The 16,009-nt window shown below is 44.6% G+C and carries 8 protein-coding genes; 1 reads left to right on the plus strand and 7 read right to left on the minus strand.

Annotation, left to right across the window (positions count from 1 at the left end; translation table 11 throughout):
• Positions 1 to 218: 218 nt before the first annotated feature.
• From K339_RS0129640 to K339_RS0129660, 5 genes are all read right to left on the minus strand, one after another.
• Positions 219 to 4,295 carry a hybrid sensor histidine kinase/response regulator transcription factor gene (locus K339_RS0129640; RefSeq protein WP_028526837.1) on the minus strand — a complete coding sequence of 1,359 codons (4,077 nt, stop codon included), beginning with the start codon at positions 4,293 to 4,295 and terminating at the stop codon, positions 219 to 221.
• A 61-nt stretch (positions 4,296 to 4,356) separates the two neighbouring features.
• Positions 4,357 to 6,063, minus strand: coding sequence for a tetratricopeptide repeat protein (locus K339_RS0129645; RefSeq protein ID WP_157607789.1), 1,707 nt, complete (start codon positions 6,061 to 6,063; stop codon positions 4,357 to 4,359).
• Between the two features lie 253 nt (positions 6,064 to 6,316).
• Positions 6,317 to 6,538, minus strand: a complete 222-nt coding sequence (locus K339_RS0129650) for a helix-turn-helix domain-containing protein (RefSeq protein WP_028526839.1) — start codon at positions 6,536 to 6,538, stop codon at positions 6,317 to 6,319.
• Positions 6,539 to 6,541: 3 nt separating this feature from the next.
• Positions 6,542 to 7,078, minus strand: a complete 537-nt coding sequence (locus tag K339_RS0129655; protein WP_028526840.1) for a DUF2975 domain-containing protein — start codon at positions 7,076 to 7,078, stop codon at positions 6,542 to 6,544.
• A 99-nt stretch (positions 7,079 to 7,177) separates the two neighbouring features.
• Entirely contained in the window at positions 7,178 to 7,564 is a 387-nt protein-coding gene (locus K339_RS0129660; RefSeq protein ID WP_028526841.1) for a DoxX family protein, read from the minus strand.
• A 108-nt stretch (positions 7,565 to 7,672) separates the two neighbouring features.
• Here K339_RS0129660 and K339_RS0129665 point away from each other — a divergent pair, with 108 nt between their 5' ends.
• A complete protein-coding gene (locus K339_RS0129665) occupies positions 7,673 to 8,017 on the plus strand; it encodes a winged helix-turn-helix transcriptional regulator (protein ID WP_028526842.1) in 345 nt (114 codons plus the stop codon).
• A 173-nt stretch (positions 8,018 to 8,190) separates the two neighbouring features.
• On the opposite strand, the gene K339_RS0129670 is transcribed toward K339_RS0129665, so the two are convergent.
• Complete coding sequence (locus K339_RS0129670) at positions 8,191 to 13,590, minus strand: choice-of-anchor Q domain-containing protein (protein ID WP_028526843.1); 5,400 nt, start codon at positions 13,588 to 13,590, stop codon at positions 8,191 to 8,193.
• Between the two features lie 325 nt (positions 13,591 to 13,915).
• The coding region (locus K339_RS0129675; RefSeq protein ID WP_028526844.1) for a T9SS type A sorting domain-containing protein at positions 13,916 to 16,009 on the minus strand (2,094 nt) is incomplete at its 5' end.

Consider the following 16,009-nt stretch of genomic DNA (forward strand, 5'->3'; position numbering starts at 1 on the left):
GAAGTAAAATAAGGTTTTTCACCCAAGGGGGGGAGAATGATTAATGTGCATAAACGTTGAGTTTTAATGAAAAACGAGGTTGTTTTCTTTTACAAAATTGAGTCATTTAGCGGGGCAAGCGTTAGCACAAACGACGCATTTTTTAACACATTTGACCCAAAATGGCATAAAAAAGCCCTCATGCGAAGATGAAGGCTCAGTTACAGCTTGTTTTTAACTTATGAATACTCTGACGGTAGCGTACCAAATTTTTCCTGAAAGCTTTTGGAGAAATACGAAAGGTGCTCAAATCCAACTTGATAGGCAATATCCGAAACCGTACCTGCTTTGGCGCGGAGCAAATCGGCGGCGCGTTGCAATCGAAACGCTCGAATGAGCTCATTGCTGGAACAATCACACAATGCATTTAATTTTCGATTCAGTTGCGATTTACTCATGCTCATCGCCGTCGAAAATTCAATCACACCAAACGCACTGTTTGAAAGGTTTTCGTCCAGCACCGCCTTTACTTTTTGCAAAAATAATTCGTCCACCGTGCTTGTTTTTACTTCGGTGGGTTGTAGCTTGGTCGGTTTTGCTTCGAGGGTTTTACTGCTGAAATAGTGGCGTAGTTTTTCCTGCTTTTGGAGCAAGTTTTTCACCCGACTCTGGAGTTCGGTTTGGTGAAAAGGTTTGGTCAAATACTCATCGGCGCCCAATTCAAAACCTTCGATACGGTCTTCGAGCGTGGCCTTGGCCGTCAGCATCACCACGGGAATGTGGCTGCTACGTTCGTCTGACTTGAGGTGGCGACAAAACTCAAATCCATCCATGCGAGGCATCATCAAATCACAAATAACGATATTGGGCGAAGTCTGAATCGCTAAATCAAGCCCTTCTTGCCCGTCGGCTGCCTCTAATATTTGGTACTCTTTTTCAAAAATACTGCGTACATACGCCCGAATATCGGCATTGTCATCAATAATGAGCAACACTTCTCCCTCTTCCTCGACAGCCAACTGATTACGTTTTTTATCGACCGACGACCCTTCCACAAAAGGCAACAAGCTGCTGTAATCCAGCGCATTTGCTTGTGATTTCTGCTGGCTTTCACTCGAATGTTCGGTTAAATAGTCTTTCCAAGTTGTTTCATCAATGGGCAATCGTACCCGAAACGTTGTTCCTACATTTTCCGTGCTTTCAACCACGATGGTTCCTTTCAATACATCAACCAACTCCTTGACCAACGCCAGCCCAATGCCCGTTCCCTCGTAGCCCCGTTTTCGGTCGGCTTCGACTTGGTAAAAACGGTTGAAAATCTTGTCGAGCTGTGCGGGTTTTATCCCAATTCCTGTATCCGAAACAGTAATAACAACTTCCCTACTCCCAGCAAGGGAAATGTACTGTATATCGACCGTCACTTTCCCGCCAGCTTCCGTAAATTTCAACGCATTAGAAAGCAAATTGGTCACGATTTTTTCTACTTTGTCTTCATCCACAAATCCATGTACTTCATTCTGATTTTGAGACACGTCCAAACGCACCCGACGACTTTCGGCCAAAGAAACAAACGAACCCGTCAACGTTCGGAAATAACGCACCAATTCGGTCGAAGTAATTTCAGGTTTCATTTGTCCCGCTTCTAACTTACTGATGTCCAACAATTGATTAATCAAAGTCAGCAAGCGACTGGCGTTCCGCTGAATGACGGGAAAGCGACTATCCGCCTCGTATTCCTGAATAATTTGCTCCATTGGCCCCAAAATCAAGGTCAACGGCGTACGAAACTCGTGCGAAATATTGGCAAAAAAGTTGGTTTTAATCCCGTCCAATTCCGCCAAACGTTCGGCTTCTTTGTTTTTGTAAAGGAGTTGTTCTTGCAAACGCACTCGGTTCAACTGCGCCAAATAAAGCCGATACACAATCAAGGAAAGCCCCACAATATACCCCAAATAGGCCCACCAAGTCCGATAAAGGGGAGGATTTACGGTAATTTTCAGCTCCACTGGCGTGCTCCACTGACTACCATCAGCCGAGCCAGTCAGCTGAAAAGTATAGCTTCCAGAAGGCAATTGCGAATACGTAACTGAATGGGCTGTCCCCGCCTCGATACGCTTTTTGTCAATGCCCAACAGTTGGTAACGAAAACGATTTTTAGGGGCATTTTCTAAATCAATCAACGAAAAACTAAACGTCACTTGGTTTTGATCATGCGCCAATTGAATAGACGAAGTTTGCTCTATGCTTTGGGCTAAAATCTCGGTTTCGTCGCCTGGCATCACTTCTTGGTTGTTGATTTTCAACTGATTGATTTTCGGCAATTGGCTCGCTTTCGTACGTTGTAAAGCCGCTGGCGAAAACACCGTCAAGCCGTTTACTCCCCCAAAAACCAGTTCTCCTTTGTTTGTTTTAAAACATGAACCTACCAAAAACTCATCGGCTTGAAGCCCATCTTTGGCGGTAAAATTGGCACTAACAAACGTTTTTGGATTAAACTGTACCAAGCCATGATAGGTACTCAACCACAGGCTTTTGTTGTCATCGGGCAACATTCCAACGATATAATCATCGGGCAAGCCGTCATTGACGGTAAAATGCTCAAAAGTACCTTTTGTTTTATTCATTCGATTGAGGCCGCCACCGAGCGTTCCCACCCACAAGTAGGCAGTAGGCTCGTAAGGGTCGTCCAGCATCATTGATACTTGGTTTTCAGAAAGGGTAGTCGCGTATTTTGGGTGGTGCCTAAAAAGACGAAATTGGTAGCCGCCTTTGGAATGAGAAGTGGCTTGAAGCAGTCCGTTTTGCGTACCCAACCACCACGTTCCTTGTCCATCACAGTAAGCAGAAGACACCTTTATGTTGGAAGGAACAATTTTTTCGTAGGAATAATATCCCAATCGTTTTTGAAGCGTATCAAATTTAATAATTGAAGAACCTAAGCCCATAATGAGCACGTTTCCTTGTTTGTCTTTGTACATTCGACCTAAATTTTCCCCCATACTTTGGATTTTTAAGTCGTATTGTTCGGTCATTTGTAAATCATTACGAAGGTGTCTGAGGGTCATTCGTGAAAAACTGACAGCATCATTTTGAAGTTGCCAAAACCCACCTTTTCCATCTTCGACCATGGCGTGAACGTCTCTAAAAGTAGGCAATGGCGAAAGACTTTGTGTTTCTGTATTTGTGGTAAAATAAAATGCTTTAAAATTATTAATGACCCACCTGCCATGGGTATCCTCCAAACCTGACCAAACGCTCCTTCCCTTAAAATAATGTTTAAACTGCTGAGGCTCATTGGTTTCTTTCAAAATTCCATAGCCACCCGTACTCACCCAGCAGTTTCTGTGGGTATCGGATTTTAGCCCTCCAAAAAGAACAAGATTATCCGATTGATAAACAGGCGATGTCGTCAAAATATCAGAGGTGAGTCGGGTATAATGCGATTTATAAAGTCGTTTGTTACATAAAATAAGTACTGTCCCGAAGTCATCAATTCTGATTTGGCTTGGATTTTCGTCGGGGTTGCTTACGGCAAAAAGCACTACGGTCTTATTGTTTTTATAAGCCAATACCAGATTAGGCTGAGTAAGGATAAGCGTGCCATCGGGAGCTTCGTATATATTCAGAAAACGCCCCGTATCTACAGGTTCAATTGTAATCGGTATGTATTGATGATTGAGGTAGTCGATACGGCCAAAACCCGCTTGGGTCCCCACCACTAGTTGTTTGTTTTTGAGAAGTTTAATAAAATTTACCCGCATAGTTGAGGCGAGGTTCGTCTTCAAAAAAGCTACCTCAACACGGTCGGTAAAATCTTCATTTACTGGAAAGTTTCCTTTTTTCAAATCATCGGGGAGCGTGATTTTATAAATTCCGCCCGTCAATGTGCCCACCCACAAATCGCCTCGGCCGTCTTCGGATATACAATAAATATGCTGACTGGTCGCAGCGCGTGTATTTTTTTTATCGGTCAAAAAACAATGGTAAAACCGTTGCGTTTTGACATCAAACAAATTCAATTCACCGCTTTCTGTACCAATCCACAGGCGGTGGTGCTTGTCTTCGTAGAGGGCCGTCGTTTGGTTAGAAGTAATGGTATAAGAAGGAGTGGTATGGGTGGTAAATACCTTAAAACTATACCCATCGTAGCGGTTTAGACCCGCTTTGGTTGCCATCCAAACGTATCCTTCTTGGTCTTGAAGTAGGTCAAAAACAGTGCCATGAGAAAGTCCATCGGCCGTTGTAATGGAACGCCATTGACTTTGTTGAGCAAAAAGTAGGGTTGAGCAAAAGTAAAAAATCCAAAAAAAACGCATTTCCAAAGGATATTTATCCTCAAATTAAGCATTTTTTTTGGATATAACAGTCCAGCAATATCTATAAAACAAACAAACCGCTCACTCTCCCAAGCAAATCAGGATATTTTTTACGAATCCTATACCGTGCTTTCTTTACCGATTCGGCCGAAATACCAAGCATATTCCCTTTTACTTTATCGGTCAAATGTAACATCTCCAACGCAGCGAGACGTATTTCTGAGAGCTTTAAATCGGGATATTTTTGGCGAAGACGTTCAAAAAAATCAGGGAACGACTCTTCAAAGAGATTTTTAAAGGCCATCCACTGCTCATCCGTTAGGAGCACACTTTTTTGAAGGCTTCTGAGCACGTTTGCAAACTCGGTCTGGTCAATTGTAGGTTTATCGTCCTCCTCAATTTGCGCAGTAATTTTTTCAATCAGTTCATTTTTTTCTTTGATATTAGACAAAAACTGCTCCAACTGTTTGTTGGCGTGGGCCAACATCTCTTCTGCTTTCCGTCGCTCTTCAACGTGCAAGCGTTTTTCTTCTTTCCTACGGGTATTGAGCCAATATACGATTCCTAAAAAGATGGCAGCCAACCCACCAATCACCCAATTTCGTAAGCTACGTTCGTTGGCCACTTGCACCTGAAGCGCTTTTCGTTCGTTGATGTATTTATCGGCTTGCAAGCGGCTTTCCAAAACCACTATTTTTTTATAATCCAACTGCAACTTCAACGTATCCTTCAATACCAGCAGTGAGTCTTTGTAACGGCTTGCTTTCCCAAAATCTCCTATTTTGGTATAATAAAGTCCCTGAGTTTCAAAGCGTATTAAGTCGTAGGTTGGATACGTCCAAATGGGCATTTTTATCGGAGGAGGCGCTAAAAAAGCTTTCGCTCTTTCCACCGAATCAAGCATGATAAGGGCATTGGCGATGTACATTCGGCTAATTGCGGCATTTTCAGGAATGGCCTTTTCATTAACTTTAGCTTCTTCGTACAAATACGGCAAGGCACGTTTATACTCCCCTTTTAACCGTAGCAAATTTCCCAAGTTCCCTCGGATTAAGACTTCAAAATTAATATGTTTTTGCGCTTTTGCGGCCTTGATTCCATCCTTAAACGCTTTTTCCGCCTTATCATATTCTTTCAATTTAAGGTAACAAAGTCCCAAATTATTATAAATCCCCATGGGGGTAAAGACTACATTTGGGGGTTCTTTGAGGGCATCTTCGCAGTGAAATGCCGCCATTTTATAATCCTCAAAGAAATAATAAATATTAAAAAAGCCCACGTAATAATAAATACTGTGGGGAAATTTCTCAAAATAGGTTTCTTCCAATAGTTTTCGGGCTTTAAATAAAAGTGGAAGCCCTAAAACATAATCTTTCTTATCGAAGGCAGTCAAGCCTCGACAAAAAAGAATGTAAGCTTTTAAATCTTCATAGGATGTTGTATTAAAAATGTCATCTATTTTTTTGTTTAAAACAGATTTTTCTTTATCCAAATTTATAGTTACTTCTTGCAAGCGAAGGCGTAATATCTGAAGGTATGCCAAGGCACGTTTGTCTTTTTCTTGACTAGCTACTTTTTGTAAGCTATCCATTTGTAATTCAAAGCGACTGGCGGCATCCGTATTTTGAGCCACAAATTGGTAAGAAAAATCAATCAAAAAGCGAGTGCGTTTTTGCTCGACAGAGAACTGCTCTTGCCCATGCAGTGTCAAGATACTTCCCCATCCCATCCAACAAACTAAGAAAACAACCAGTACTCTAGTCAACATACGATGTATCGGTTAGGAGACATTGCCAATCTTGTCTCGCTTGGGTCAACCCAAAAATAGCACATAATTCGGGATATTTCCCACGGATCACATACCAAAAAACAAGCAATACCGCCTAAATTTCCCTTTTTTTTATTGACTATCAACCCAATAACCGAAAACTAAATATCCCAAAAAATAGACCCAGTTTATTTACTATTAGTCAAAGCATTAAATCGGTTATACATAATAAACAAGCTAGGCCGGCATGGGTTTATTCGCGCTCATTTGTTTCTTCCACATACTCAAGAATATCGGCGGGCTGGCAGTTGAGCGCTTTACAGATGGCTTCTAAAGTACTAAAACGTATGGCTTTGGCTTTTCCTGTTTTTAGAATAGAAAGATTGGAAAGGGTAAGGTCAACTTTTTCCGACAGCTCGTTGAGCGACATTTTTCGCTTTGCCATCATGACGTCTAAATTAACAACGATGGGCATAGGTTAGATGGTTAAGTCGCTTTCGTTTTGAAGTTCAACCCCTCTTTTAAAAATTTGTGCAATTACGTAAATCACGGCCGCCATTAAAATAAAGGCTTGACTATCTTCCCAAAACGCATTTAAGCGGTCGGTATCGAACTGGTGATGCTCCATGTTTTTGGCAACTTGTCGAGCAATGTAGCTGATAAGGCCAATGCAGAAAGTTTGTTCACTTAGTTGCGAGATTTTTGTGGATACATAACTATTAAAAGGATTTGCCAAGTCCAACTTCTCCAGCAAGAGGATGACGAGGTAGAATAATATGGCCTTTAACGTAGCAATCGTTAGCACAAAGCTATACATACCGTAAAACGCCCATTTGCTTCGCTGATACATTTCACTCAAATCCAGTTTTTGGTATAGATTGCCCACAAATTCGGGCTTGAAAATGCTAAAAAGGAAATTGACAAGCAGTCCCCCCGCTTCTATAGACAAACCGACAAAAATCACCCAAGCGATTACATACAGAGCTTTGAAAACGAAGTTGTTTTGAGTTGACATTGTGTTGAATGTTAAATTGATGATACAAATGTGAAAAATATTTACTAAAAAACAATAAAAATATATTGTTTAAATAAAAATATATTTTGAACATCAAAATTACAACTTCGCAAGTGCCTGTCGGCCCCATGCCACAAAGAGTGCCAAAAGACCCATGAAAATATTGAAACCAATGTCTTTTGCCTCACCTCTTGCAATGTGGAAAATACTGGCCGTAATCATTAAAGCAAGTATTCCATAAGCCGCCCAGATGGTTAGTCGAGGTTGGATACGAACTAACGCAGGGAGCAAAATTCCCACGCCACCTAGTAGGTCGATAATGCCTGTGAGTGGAACAAGAGCAGGGGTATCTTTTACCCACGGGAAGGGAAGGCTTTCGGGGGTAAAGAGTTTGGTAAAACCTGCCCATACTAACGTGGCAGCTAGAAGCCCTTGGGTTATCCAAAGTATAATGTTCAGGATTTTGGAGTAGTTTGATTTTGTCATTTAATTGTTGTTGTAGCGCAAAAGTAGCCACCTTTACAACCCAAACGGTGTTACTTTCCAGTGGGATAGTGCTATCCCACTGGAAAGTAATGTAAAAAAACGAAATCTATGTTGTCCAAAGCTGGTTGTCCAAGAACAATGCTGTCGATTCAAGATGCCCTCGAAGCGGTTGAAGGAAGATGGAAGTTGCTCATTTTGTTTGTATTGGCCGAAAATCCAAAACGCTTCAAAGAAATTGCCAGAGAAGTGAAAGGGATTACGGACAAAACACTGTCGAAAGAGTTGAAAAGCCTAGAAGCCAATAAACTTATCCGCAGAGATGCCTATGATACGTTTCCGCCAACGGTCGAATATTCCATTACGCCTCACGGTTTATCGCTAGAAAAAGTGTTGGATGAACTCCATTTCTGGGGGCTATCGCATCGAAAAAAAGTGATTGAACAAGACCGTTAAACCGTTGTAGAACTTACTTTTGGGCGGTTAGTTTTTGCTTTTTCAGCCACTTTTCAGTCTCTCCAAAAAACTGAGTAGGTTGTTCAACCCAACTTAGGTAGTTCGGGAAAAAGGTATTCCGTACCAAACATTGTACCAACTCATCTTTCAAAGAGTAGCAACTTGCCTTCGCCCTATTCGTTTTTTACCACCTTCAACGTCGCTTGTTGTTCAAAGGTTTGTACCTGCAAAAAATACAGGCCATTGGCAAGTGAACTCACCCCAAACTCCTCATGGTGCATATTCGTTTCTGGCACGAACTTCCGACTTAACACCTCTTGCCCCGCAGCATCTAGTAGTATCGCTTTCACCTCTTGCCCCTTGCTATCTTGCACTTCTAGGCGGAGGATATTGGTGACGGGGTTGGGAAGGACGAGAAGCCCCCTGCCCCCCGATGGGGGAACAATTACCGCTTGCCCTTCGCCATTTGCCGTGCGATGGTCCGACCCTTGCTCACGGCTCTCCGCTACCCGCACGGCTCCTACGCCGATACCAGCTTTCGACTGGATACGGAACCAGTATTCTTGGTAGGCCAACACGTTCCCCTGCGGCTTGCGCGTTGAAGGATAGATACTGCCCCAACCCTTCTGATCCCAATACCTTACCCCCAACTTGTACAATCCTTTGGGTAAACCTGCATCATATACGTTACCTCCCGCACCATTGTCTTGGTAAAAACCGTAGGCTGGATGATTTTGGGCGTACAATTCCGTCCAGCCTTCGCGGTTGGCGTACATAAAATAGGGTGCGTTGTTTTCGTGCGTGTTGAAAGAACGGATTACGCCCATCTCGGGTGTTGCCAACATGTCAAATGTTAGTGAACCATCCGTGCTCAAGCCACAGGCTTCCACGTTGATTGTCCAGTAACGAGGGGCTATTTTATTTGCGTTTTCTACAAAATATAAAGTCGGATTTTGTTGCGTACTCTGTTCCAACTCTGGCCCACCGTCACGCGTGATAAACTGACCTGCCCACGCTGCGCGGTCGTTTACCTTCACCGACGATTTGCTTTCTCCCACGTTAATCAACGTCACCACAAACGCATTCCAGTAAATATCCTTACGAACACTCTCCGAACTTTGACAACCACCTTCAAATAAACACTTCGCCCAGTAGGTCTGCTTGGTTACGTTATTGAATGCCACTTCAAAACTTGGTGTCGTCACCCCTGTGTTCCAAAACGTCTGACTGCCAGCAGGACAATTCGCCGAAATTGTTACACTCGTTCCTGTACATACTATCTCTTGTGAAGCCGTAATTACTGGCGCTACTTGCGTGGGCGTTAGCGTAAACGTCACTACGTTACTCTTTTCACTTACGCAGCCATTTTCCGTCTGACAACGAGCGTAGTAGGACGTCGTCTGGCTTGGTACAGTTGATGGCAAATTGGGCAAAGCCACGTTCGTAGTTGCATTGTACCATACCGTTCGCAAACTCCCGCAATTTGACAGTCCACTGAAACTTGCCGTCGCATCACAACTACTCGTCGATGACAACGAAACCGTCGGAGCACTCGGAATAGTTACTAACTTTAATCGCATAACCCCCGATTCAGATTCCACACACGACGGCGTTCCATCTGATTTGCGGCAGCGTACACGGTAATTATGAAATTGATTATCCACCAAGCCCGTGGGCACGCCCGATGAATATTCACCACCATCGACCGAATAAAGTGTCACTTCGCCAGCGGCGCAATTGGCGTTAAACGTCAGCGGAATTGTAACCAAACTACACACTTCTTTGCTCTCTCCCACCAACACTGTCACGCCATCCACTAATAGTGAGACGTTCTGAGGAACGGAGGCACGGTTATTTATCGTCAACTCAATGGGTGAAGTATAAGTACTCGGACAATTGGCATCACAAGCCGCTTGGTAGCGGTGGGGTTGGTTATTGGATGGTTGGGTAACTGGTTGACTGATTGTCCAATTGCTCCACGAACCACTGCCCACTTGCACCCGCCATACGGGAGAACCCACCACACACAAACCCGAAACATTAAACTGTAAACTGTTAACAGGATTCGCATCTATATCGCAGAATGTCTGACTGTTACCCTCGTTGAGCGTTTGTTGGAGTGTTGACAGCGTAATCGTAGGTTTACCTTGGACTTTCACTACAACACTGCCACTTTGAACTTGGCTGCAACCCGTCGAAGAACTCTCTGAAACACTCAATAACGTGTAAGTAAACTCTCCTACTGTTGTCGTCGAAACGGGAACGGTTACGCTATTGCCACTGACCGTTTTCACCGTTTGAGCAGCGCCATCATTGATTTTATACGTAAAGGTGTAAGGGGCGGTCGCATTTGCTCCCGTGAATGTAATGCTCGGTGTTGGGCTGTTTTGACATACCGTCGTTGTGCCTGAAATCGTCGCCGTCGGTAAAGGGTTGACCGTCACCACTGCACTTCCCGTTTGAGATTGACTACAATTATTCGGATTGGAGACTGACACCAAACGATACGTAAACTCACCCGCTGTTCCAGTAGTGACAGGAACAGTTACACTGTTTTCGCTTGTGGTAGTGGCCGTTTGTGAAGTCCCTTCGTTGAGTTTGTAAGTAAAGGTGTACGCCCCCGTCCCGTTTTGACCCGTGAAGGTTATACTTGGTGAGGTACTATTTTGGCATACCGTCGTTGCGCCTGAAATCGTCGCCGTCGGTTTCGCAGGATCCGTCAATACAACCGCCGTCGTGACCGCATTGCTCACGCAAGCCCCGTAAGTAGCAACCATGCCATTATAACTACCCGCGCCTAAATTAGGCAGGGTAATCACGCCGCTACCGTCGGAAGTAAAGTTAGCCGCCGACACCAACACATTATTCTTTTTATAGATGACACTGTAAGTGGTGGTTTTAAGAAATCCGCTTAAACGAATGCTCCCCTCTGTTCCGCCGCAGGTGGTGGGGTGGCTGATGCTTACCGTAGGGGTAACGACTGCGGGTGGAGCTGATTGGTACTCATAGGCACCCAAATCAATCGTTCCTACTTTGCGGTTATTGCCCCCTAAATCAATCGTGGTGGAGTTATCGGCATTATTTCCTGCATTGAGGACAGGTGAGCAAGCTTGCAGACGCAAATCACCTGAAGTACCAAGCCCTGCCGACGGCTGATTGACAAAGAGTGGGTTTTCAGTACCTTGAAAGCCTCCTACTGCCAAGCCTTCGACGAGGGTACTGGCATAGGTAGGATTGCTATCACTATCATCACTTTCCACTTCGTTATAGCTGCCAAACTCATTTTTGTTGCCCCACAGGATACAGTTTTTGAGGTTCACTGGAGAACCCACCATGCTACTTATCCCGCCGCCGCTTAAAATGGACTCATTACCCGAGAGGCTACAATTTACAAGGCTTGGCGCACAATATAACATATTAAAGATACCGCCACCTTTAGACGCCTCATTACCCAAGATGCTACAATTCACAAGGATTGGAGAAGATTCTGCCTCGTTACCCATACCACCACCACCAAATGAAGCCTTATTACCCAAAAAGCTACAATTCACAAAGCTTGGCGAAGATCTAACATTGCTAACCCCACCACCTAAGAGATAGGACTCATTTCCCACAAAAGAAAGATTGCTGAGGCTTGGCGATGAGTATTTGTTGTACATCCCTCCGCCAGAATCTTCACTAGCATTACCTCCTGTAATGGTAAAACCATCCAAAAGTGAATTGGACGTGGTTAGGCCGTTGTTATCATTTAAAATCACATGGTAGCTGTTCTCCCCTTTGCCCGCAGTGGCATCATCCCCGTTCAAATCCCCACTCAAAATGCTTTTATTGGCCGCCATCACCGCCGCCGTTCGATCGGAAAGGTTAGTCTCCGTGCCCGCAAAGCTGCCGTGGATTTTTACTCCAGCTTTCATACTAAAAGAAGCGTTTCGACTTGTACCTGGCTTGTAGGTACCTTTGGCTACCCAAATTTCCGTAATTTGCGAACAAAGACGGGCATTAGTTAAGGCCGTTTGCAAATCAGTATAAGCCGTAGCCCATGTACTGCCGTCACCGTTGGCCGCTGCGGCCGCATTGACGTACAAGCGCGTGCCTGTCACGGGTGGGCTTTGGGACTCGTAGGCACCCATATCAACCGTGCCGCCGAAACTGCGGGGATTTCCGATGATGTCCGTACTTGCAGCATCCGCATTGGTACCCGCGTTGATGACGGGGGAGCAAGGCAAAAGCTGTAAACCGTCATCCGACGTACCTAAAACGTTATCTGCCCCGTCGGGGTCGGCGGCGTTGACAAACAAAGGATTTTGTCCGTAGCGCATCCCGTCTCCTAGGGTAAAACCGCTACTGTAATTACTGGATTCTAACTGCAATAGGCAATAGCTTAAGGAAATACTCCCGCTTTGCTGTTTTATATCTGGGCCAGTTTCGGAGGACGTATTTCCCCAGAAGACTCCGTTTATAATACGAATTGGCCCCGTCTGATTGGTATTATAAACTCCAGCACCATTGACCGCCCGGTTACCTATAAAAGTAACGTGTTTGAACAAGGGATAGGATGAACCCGTATTATAAACTCCTCCCCCATTTACAGAAGCGATATTACCCAAAAAAACGACATTAATACGGTTACCATAGGAGTTAACGCCATACATCCCTCCGCCGTAACTTGCTTGATTATCAATAAAATAGACATTATTTAGGTTGATACTAGCATTATCATTACAAATTCCACCACCATCGCCATCGGCCTTATTTTCCTTAAAAATAACATTGGTAAGGTTTGGGGTGAAGGAGGTCAAATTGTACATCCCACCCCCTGCGGAAGCCTTATTTCCTTTAAAAAGAACATTATTAAGAAAGAGAGATGAAGAGGTTCCGTTTACCCCACCACCCTTATTAGCTTGATTTTTCTCAAAAGTGCCATTGCTGAGGCTTGGGGAGGAGCTAAGGTTAAAGAGCCCGCCGCCATTACTGGCATTATTACCAAAGAATGTGATATTGGTAAGATTAGGCGAGGAACTCTGATTATACATCCCGCCACCATAAGCATCGGCATTGCCCCCTGTAATAGTAAAACCATCCAAAAGCGAATTATCGGTGGTAAGACGATTACTCCCATCAGAAACATTATAAACCACATGGTAACAGTTTTCACCATTATTCGTAATGCTCAATGTAGCCCCGCTACCAGTGATGACATCATCTCCATTCAAATCCCCGCTTAAGATACTTTTATTGGCCGCCATTACCGCCGTCGTTCGCTCGGAAAGGTTAGTCTCCGTCCCAGCAAAGCTGCCGTAGATCTTCACTCCAGCTTTCATACTAAAAGAAGCGTTGCGACTTGTACCTGGCTTGTAGGTACCTTTGGCCACCCATACCTCTGCGGTCCCAGTTGCATTGATCATCCCCTGCAAATCTGCCGAGGCATTGTCCCACGACGAACCGTCACCCGTGCCGTTCTGTTTTACGTAGCGGATGGTTTGGGAATGGCTTAGAAAAGACATCATAGCCAGTAAAAGTGTCACATACATCCCTCGGTTGCGAGGAAAAATCAGTAAGGTAAAGTAAGTCATAAACGTCTTGCTGGTTGGCTTAAAATTTTACAAAATGATTCTGGCATTTCTTTAAGGGCTTGCCTTTAGTAAAGCTACCCCAAGTGCTCCCAAATCACCAAATCTTAAGCGTTGCAAAAACGTTGCAATTTACAACCAACTGTAAAACTGATAGTTACAGACAAGAAAACAATATTTCCTCTCTAAAAAAATAACGAGTACGTAATCGCTCTGAAATCGTAACTCTCCATTAAATAGTCTTCTAGCGATTTTTATCAAAAAAAAGCGAGTCGAAAACGAGATTTCTCCCGCTCCAACCCGCTTTTTTCATTCTTTTGAGCCAAAATTACTCCACCTTCACCACCTTCAGTACCATCTGTTTTTCAGCTGTTACTACTTTCAAGAAATACATCCCCGATGGTAACTCACTTACCCCAAATTCTTCTTGATGTGTGTTTGTATCTGGTACAAAATTTCGATTCAAAACACTTCGCCCCGAGGCATCCGTCAACGTAGTCTGCACCGATTGCCCTTTGCTTCTTTGCACCTGTAAACGCAAAACAGTTGAAACAGGATTGGGCATCACTTGTGCAAAAACGTTATCAGCAGGTTTTAGGCCCTTCGCATCGGCGAACCGCCAGGGTGACAAATCGCTGTCTGCTGTTCTCGCTGCGCCTACTCCTACTCCATCTTTCGACTGGATTCGGAACCAGTACTCTTGGTAGGCCAACACGTTGCCTTGCGGTTTGCGAGTCGATGGATAAATACTGCCCCAGCCCTTCATGTCCCAGTAACGAACACCCAATTTGTACAAACCTTTCGGTAACCCTGAATCATATACGTTACCGCCTGCTCCGTTGTCTTGGTAAAAACCATACGCAGGGTGATTCTGTCCATACAATTCTGTCCAGCCTTCGCGGTTGGCATACATAAAGTAAGGCGCGTTGTTCTCATGCGTGTTGAAGGAACGAGGCAAGCCCGTCTCGGGCGTTGCCAACATGTCAAACGTCAATGAACCGTTAGTTCCTAATCCACACGTCTCTACATTAACTGTCCAGTAGCGAGGGGCCATTTTGTTCACATTTTCTACGTAGTACAACGTCGGATTTTGCTGCGTACTTTGTTCCAATTCTGGACCACCGTCACGCGTGATAAACTGACTACCCCAAGCCGAACGGTCATTGAACTTCACCCACGACTTACATTCGCCAATATTAATCAACGTCAACTCAAACGACTTCCAACTCACCTCCTTAGCCGCACTCACCGCACTCTGACAACCATTTGAAGACACACAACGAACCGAATAACCCTGCTTCGTCACGTTCACAAAGGACACCTTAAAACTGCACTCCCTCACACCTGTATTCCACAAAGCACTCGTACCCGCTGGACAATTCGTAGAAACCGTCACTTCTGTCCCAGTACACGCAAGTTCCGAGCTCACATTCACCACGGGCGCTACATTGACAGGCACAATGGTAAAAGTTACCACGTTACTCTTCTCACTCAAACAGCCTCCCGATGCCTGACAACGTGCATAGTACGACGTCGTTTCACTCGGCGTTTGGCTTGGCAAAGTCGAGATGGCTACATCTGTAGCAGCATTGTACCACATTGTCGTCAATGCACCACAGTTGGCTGTACCACTGAATGTTACTGACGTACCACAGCCATTGCTTACGTTCAAACTTGCCATTGGAACTTGTGATAAATTGGTAATCCGTAAGCGCATCACCCCTGACTCCGACTCAATACACGAGCTCGTCCCGTCTGATTTACGACAACGTACGCGGTAATTGTGAAACTGGCCATCCACCAACTGCGTCGGCACTAAACTGCTATAATCACCACCATCCACCGAATATAACAGCACTTCGTCCGTTCCGCAGGTCGCACTAAATGCGATTGCGTTCCCTTCCACATTACATATATCTTTGCTTTCACCCACTCCAACGCTCACGCCATCCGCTACCAACGATACATTTTGAGGTACTGCTGCGCGATAATTAATTTTCACTTCAATTGGACTCGTGTACGTCGCTGGACAATTGACATCACAAGCCGCTTGGTAGCGGTGAGACTGGTTATTGGATAACTGGGACACTGGTGGATTGGCAGACCAACCGCTCCATGCACCATTTCCAACTTGAACGCGCCAAACAGGAAAACCAGATACACAAGAACCCGAAACCGTAAACTGTAAACTGTTCATTGGGTTACTGTCGGTATCACACAACTCTTGATTGTTGCCTTCAGTCAACGTTTGTTGCAACGTCGTTAGCGTAATCGTCGGCTTAGCGTGTATCGTCACCACTGCACTGCCGCTTTGCAACTGGCTACAAGTGGTGGAAGAGCTCTCCGAAACACTTACTAGCGTATATGTAAATACACCCGCCGTGGTCGTTGGCACTGAAACCGTAACACTGTTACCACTGCT

Source organism: Runella limosa DSM 17973, assembly GCF_000482465.1.
GTDB classification, from domain to species: Bacteria; Bacteroidota; Bacteroidia; order Cytophagales; family Spirosomataceae; genus Runella; species Runella limosa.

Coding starts and splice junctions, on each gene's coding strand:
- K339_RS0129640 (WP_028526837.1), bottom strand. CDS start 4,295: ATGCGTTTTTTTTGGATTTTTTACTTTTGCTCAACCCTACTTTTTGCT.
- K339_RS0129645 (WP_157607789.1), bottom strand. CDS start 6,063: ATGTTGACTAGAGTACTGGTTGTTTTCTTAGTTTGTTGGATGGGATGG.
- K339_RS0129650 (WP_028526839.1), bottom strand. CDS start 6,538: ATGCCCATCGTTGTTAATTTAGACGTCATGATGGCAAAGCGAAAAATG.
- K339_RS0129655 (WP_028526840.1), bottom strand. CDS start 7,078: ATGTCAACTCAAAACAACTTCGTTTTCAAAGCTCTGTATGTAATCGCT.
- K339_RS0129660 (WP_028526841.1), bottom strand. CDS start 7,564: ATGACAAAATCAAACTACTCCAAAATCCTGAACATTATACTTTGGATA.
- K339_RS0129665 (WP_028526842.1), top strand. CDS start 7,673: ATGTTGTCCAAAGCTGGTTGTCCAAGAACAATGCTGTCGATTCAAGAT.
- K339_RS0129670 (WP_028526843.1), bottom strand. CDS start 13,590: ATGACTTACTTTACCTTACTGATTTTTCCTCGCAACCGAGGGATGTAT.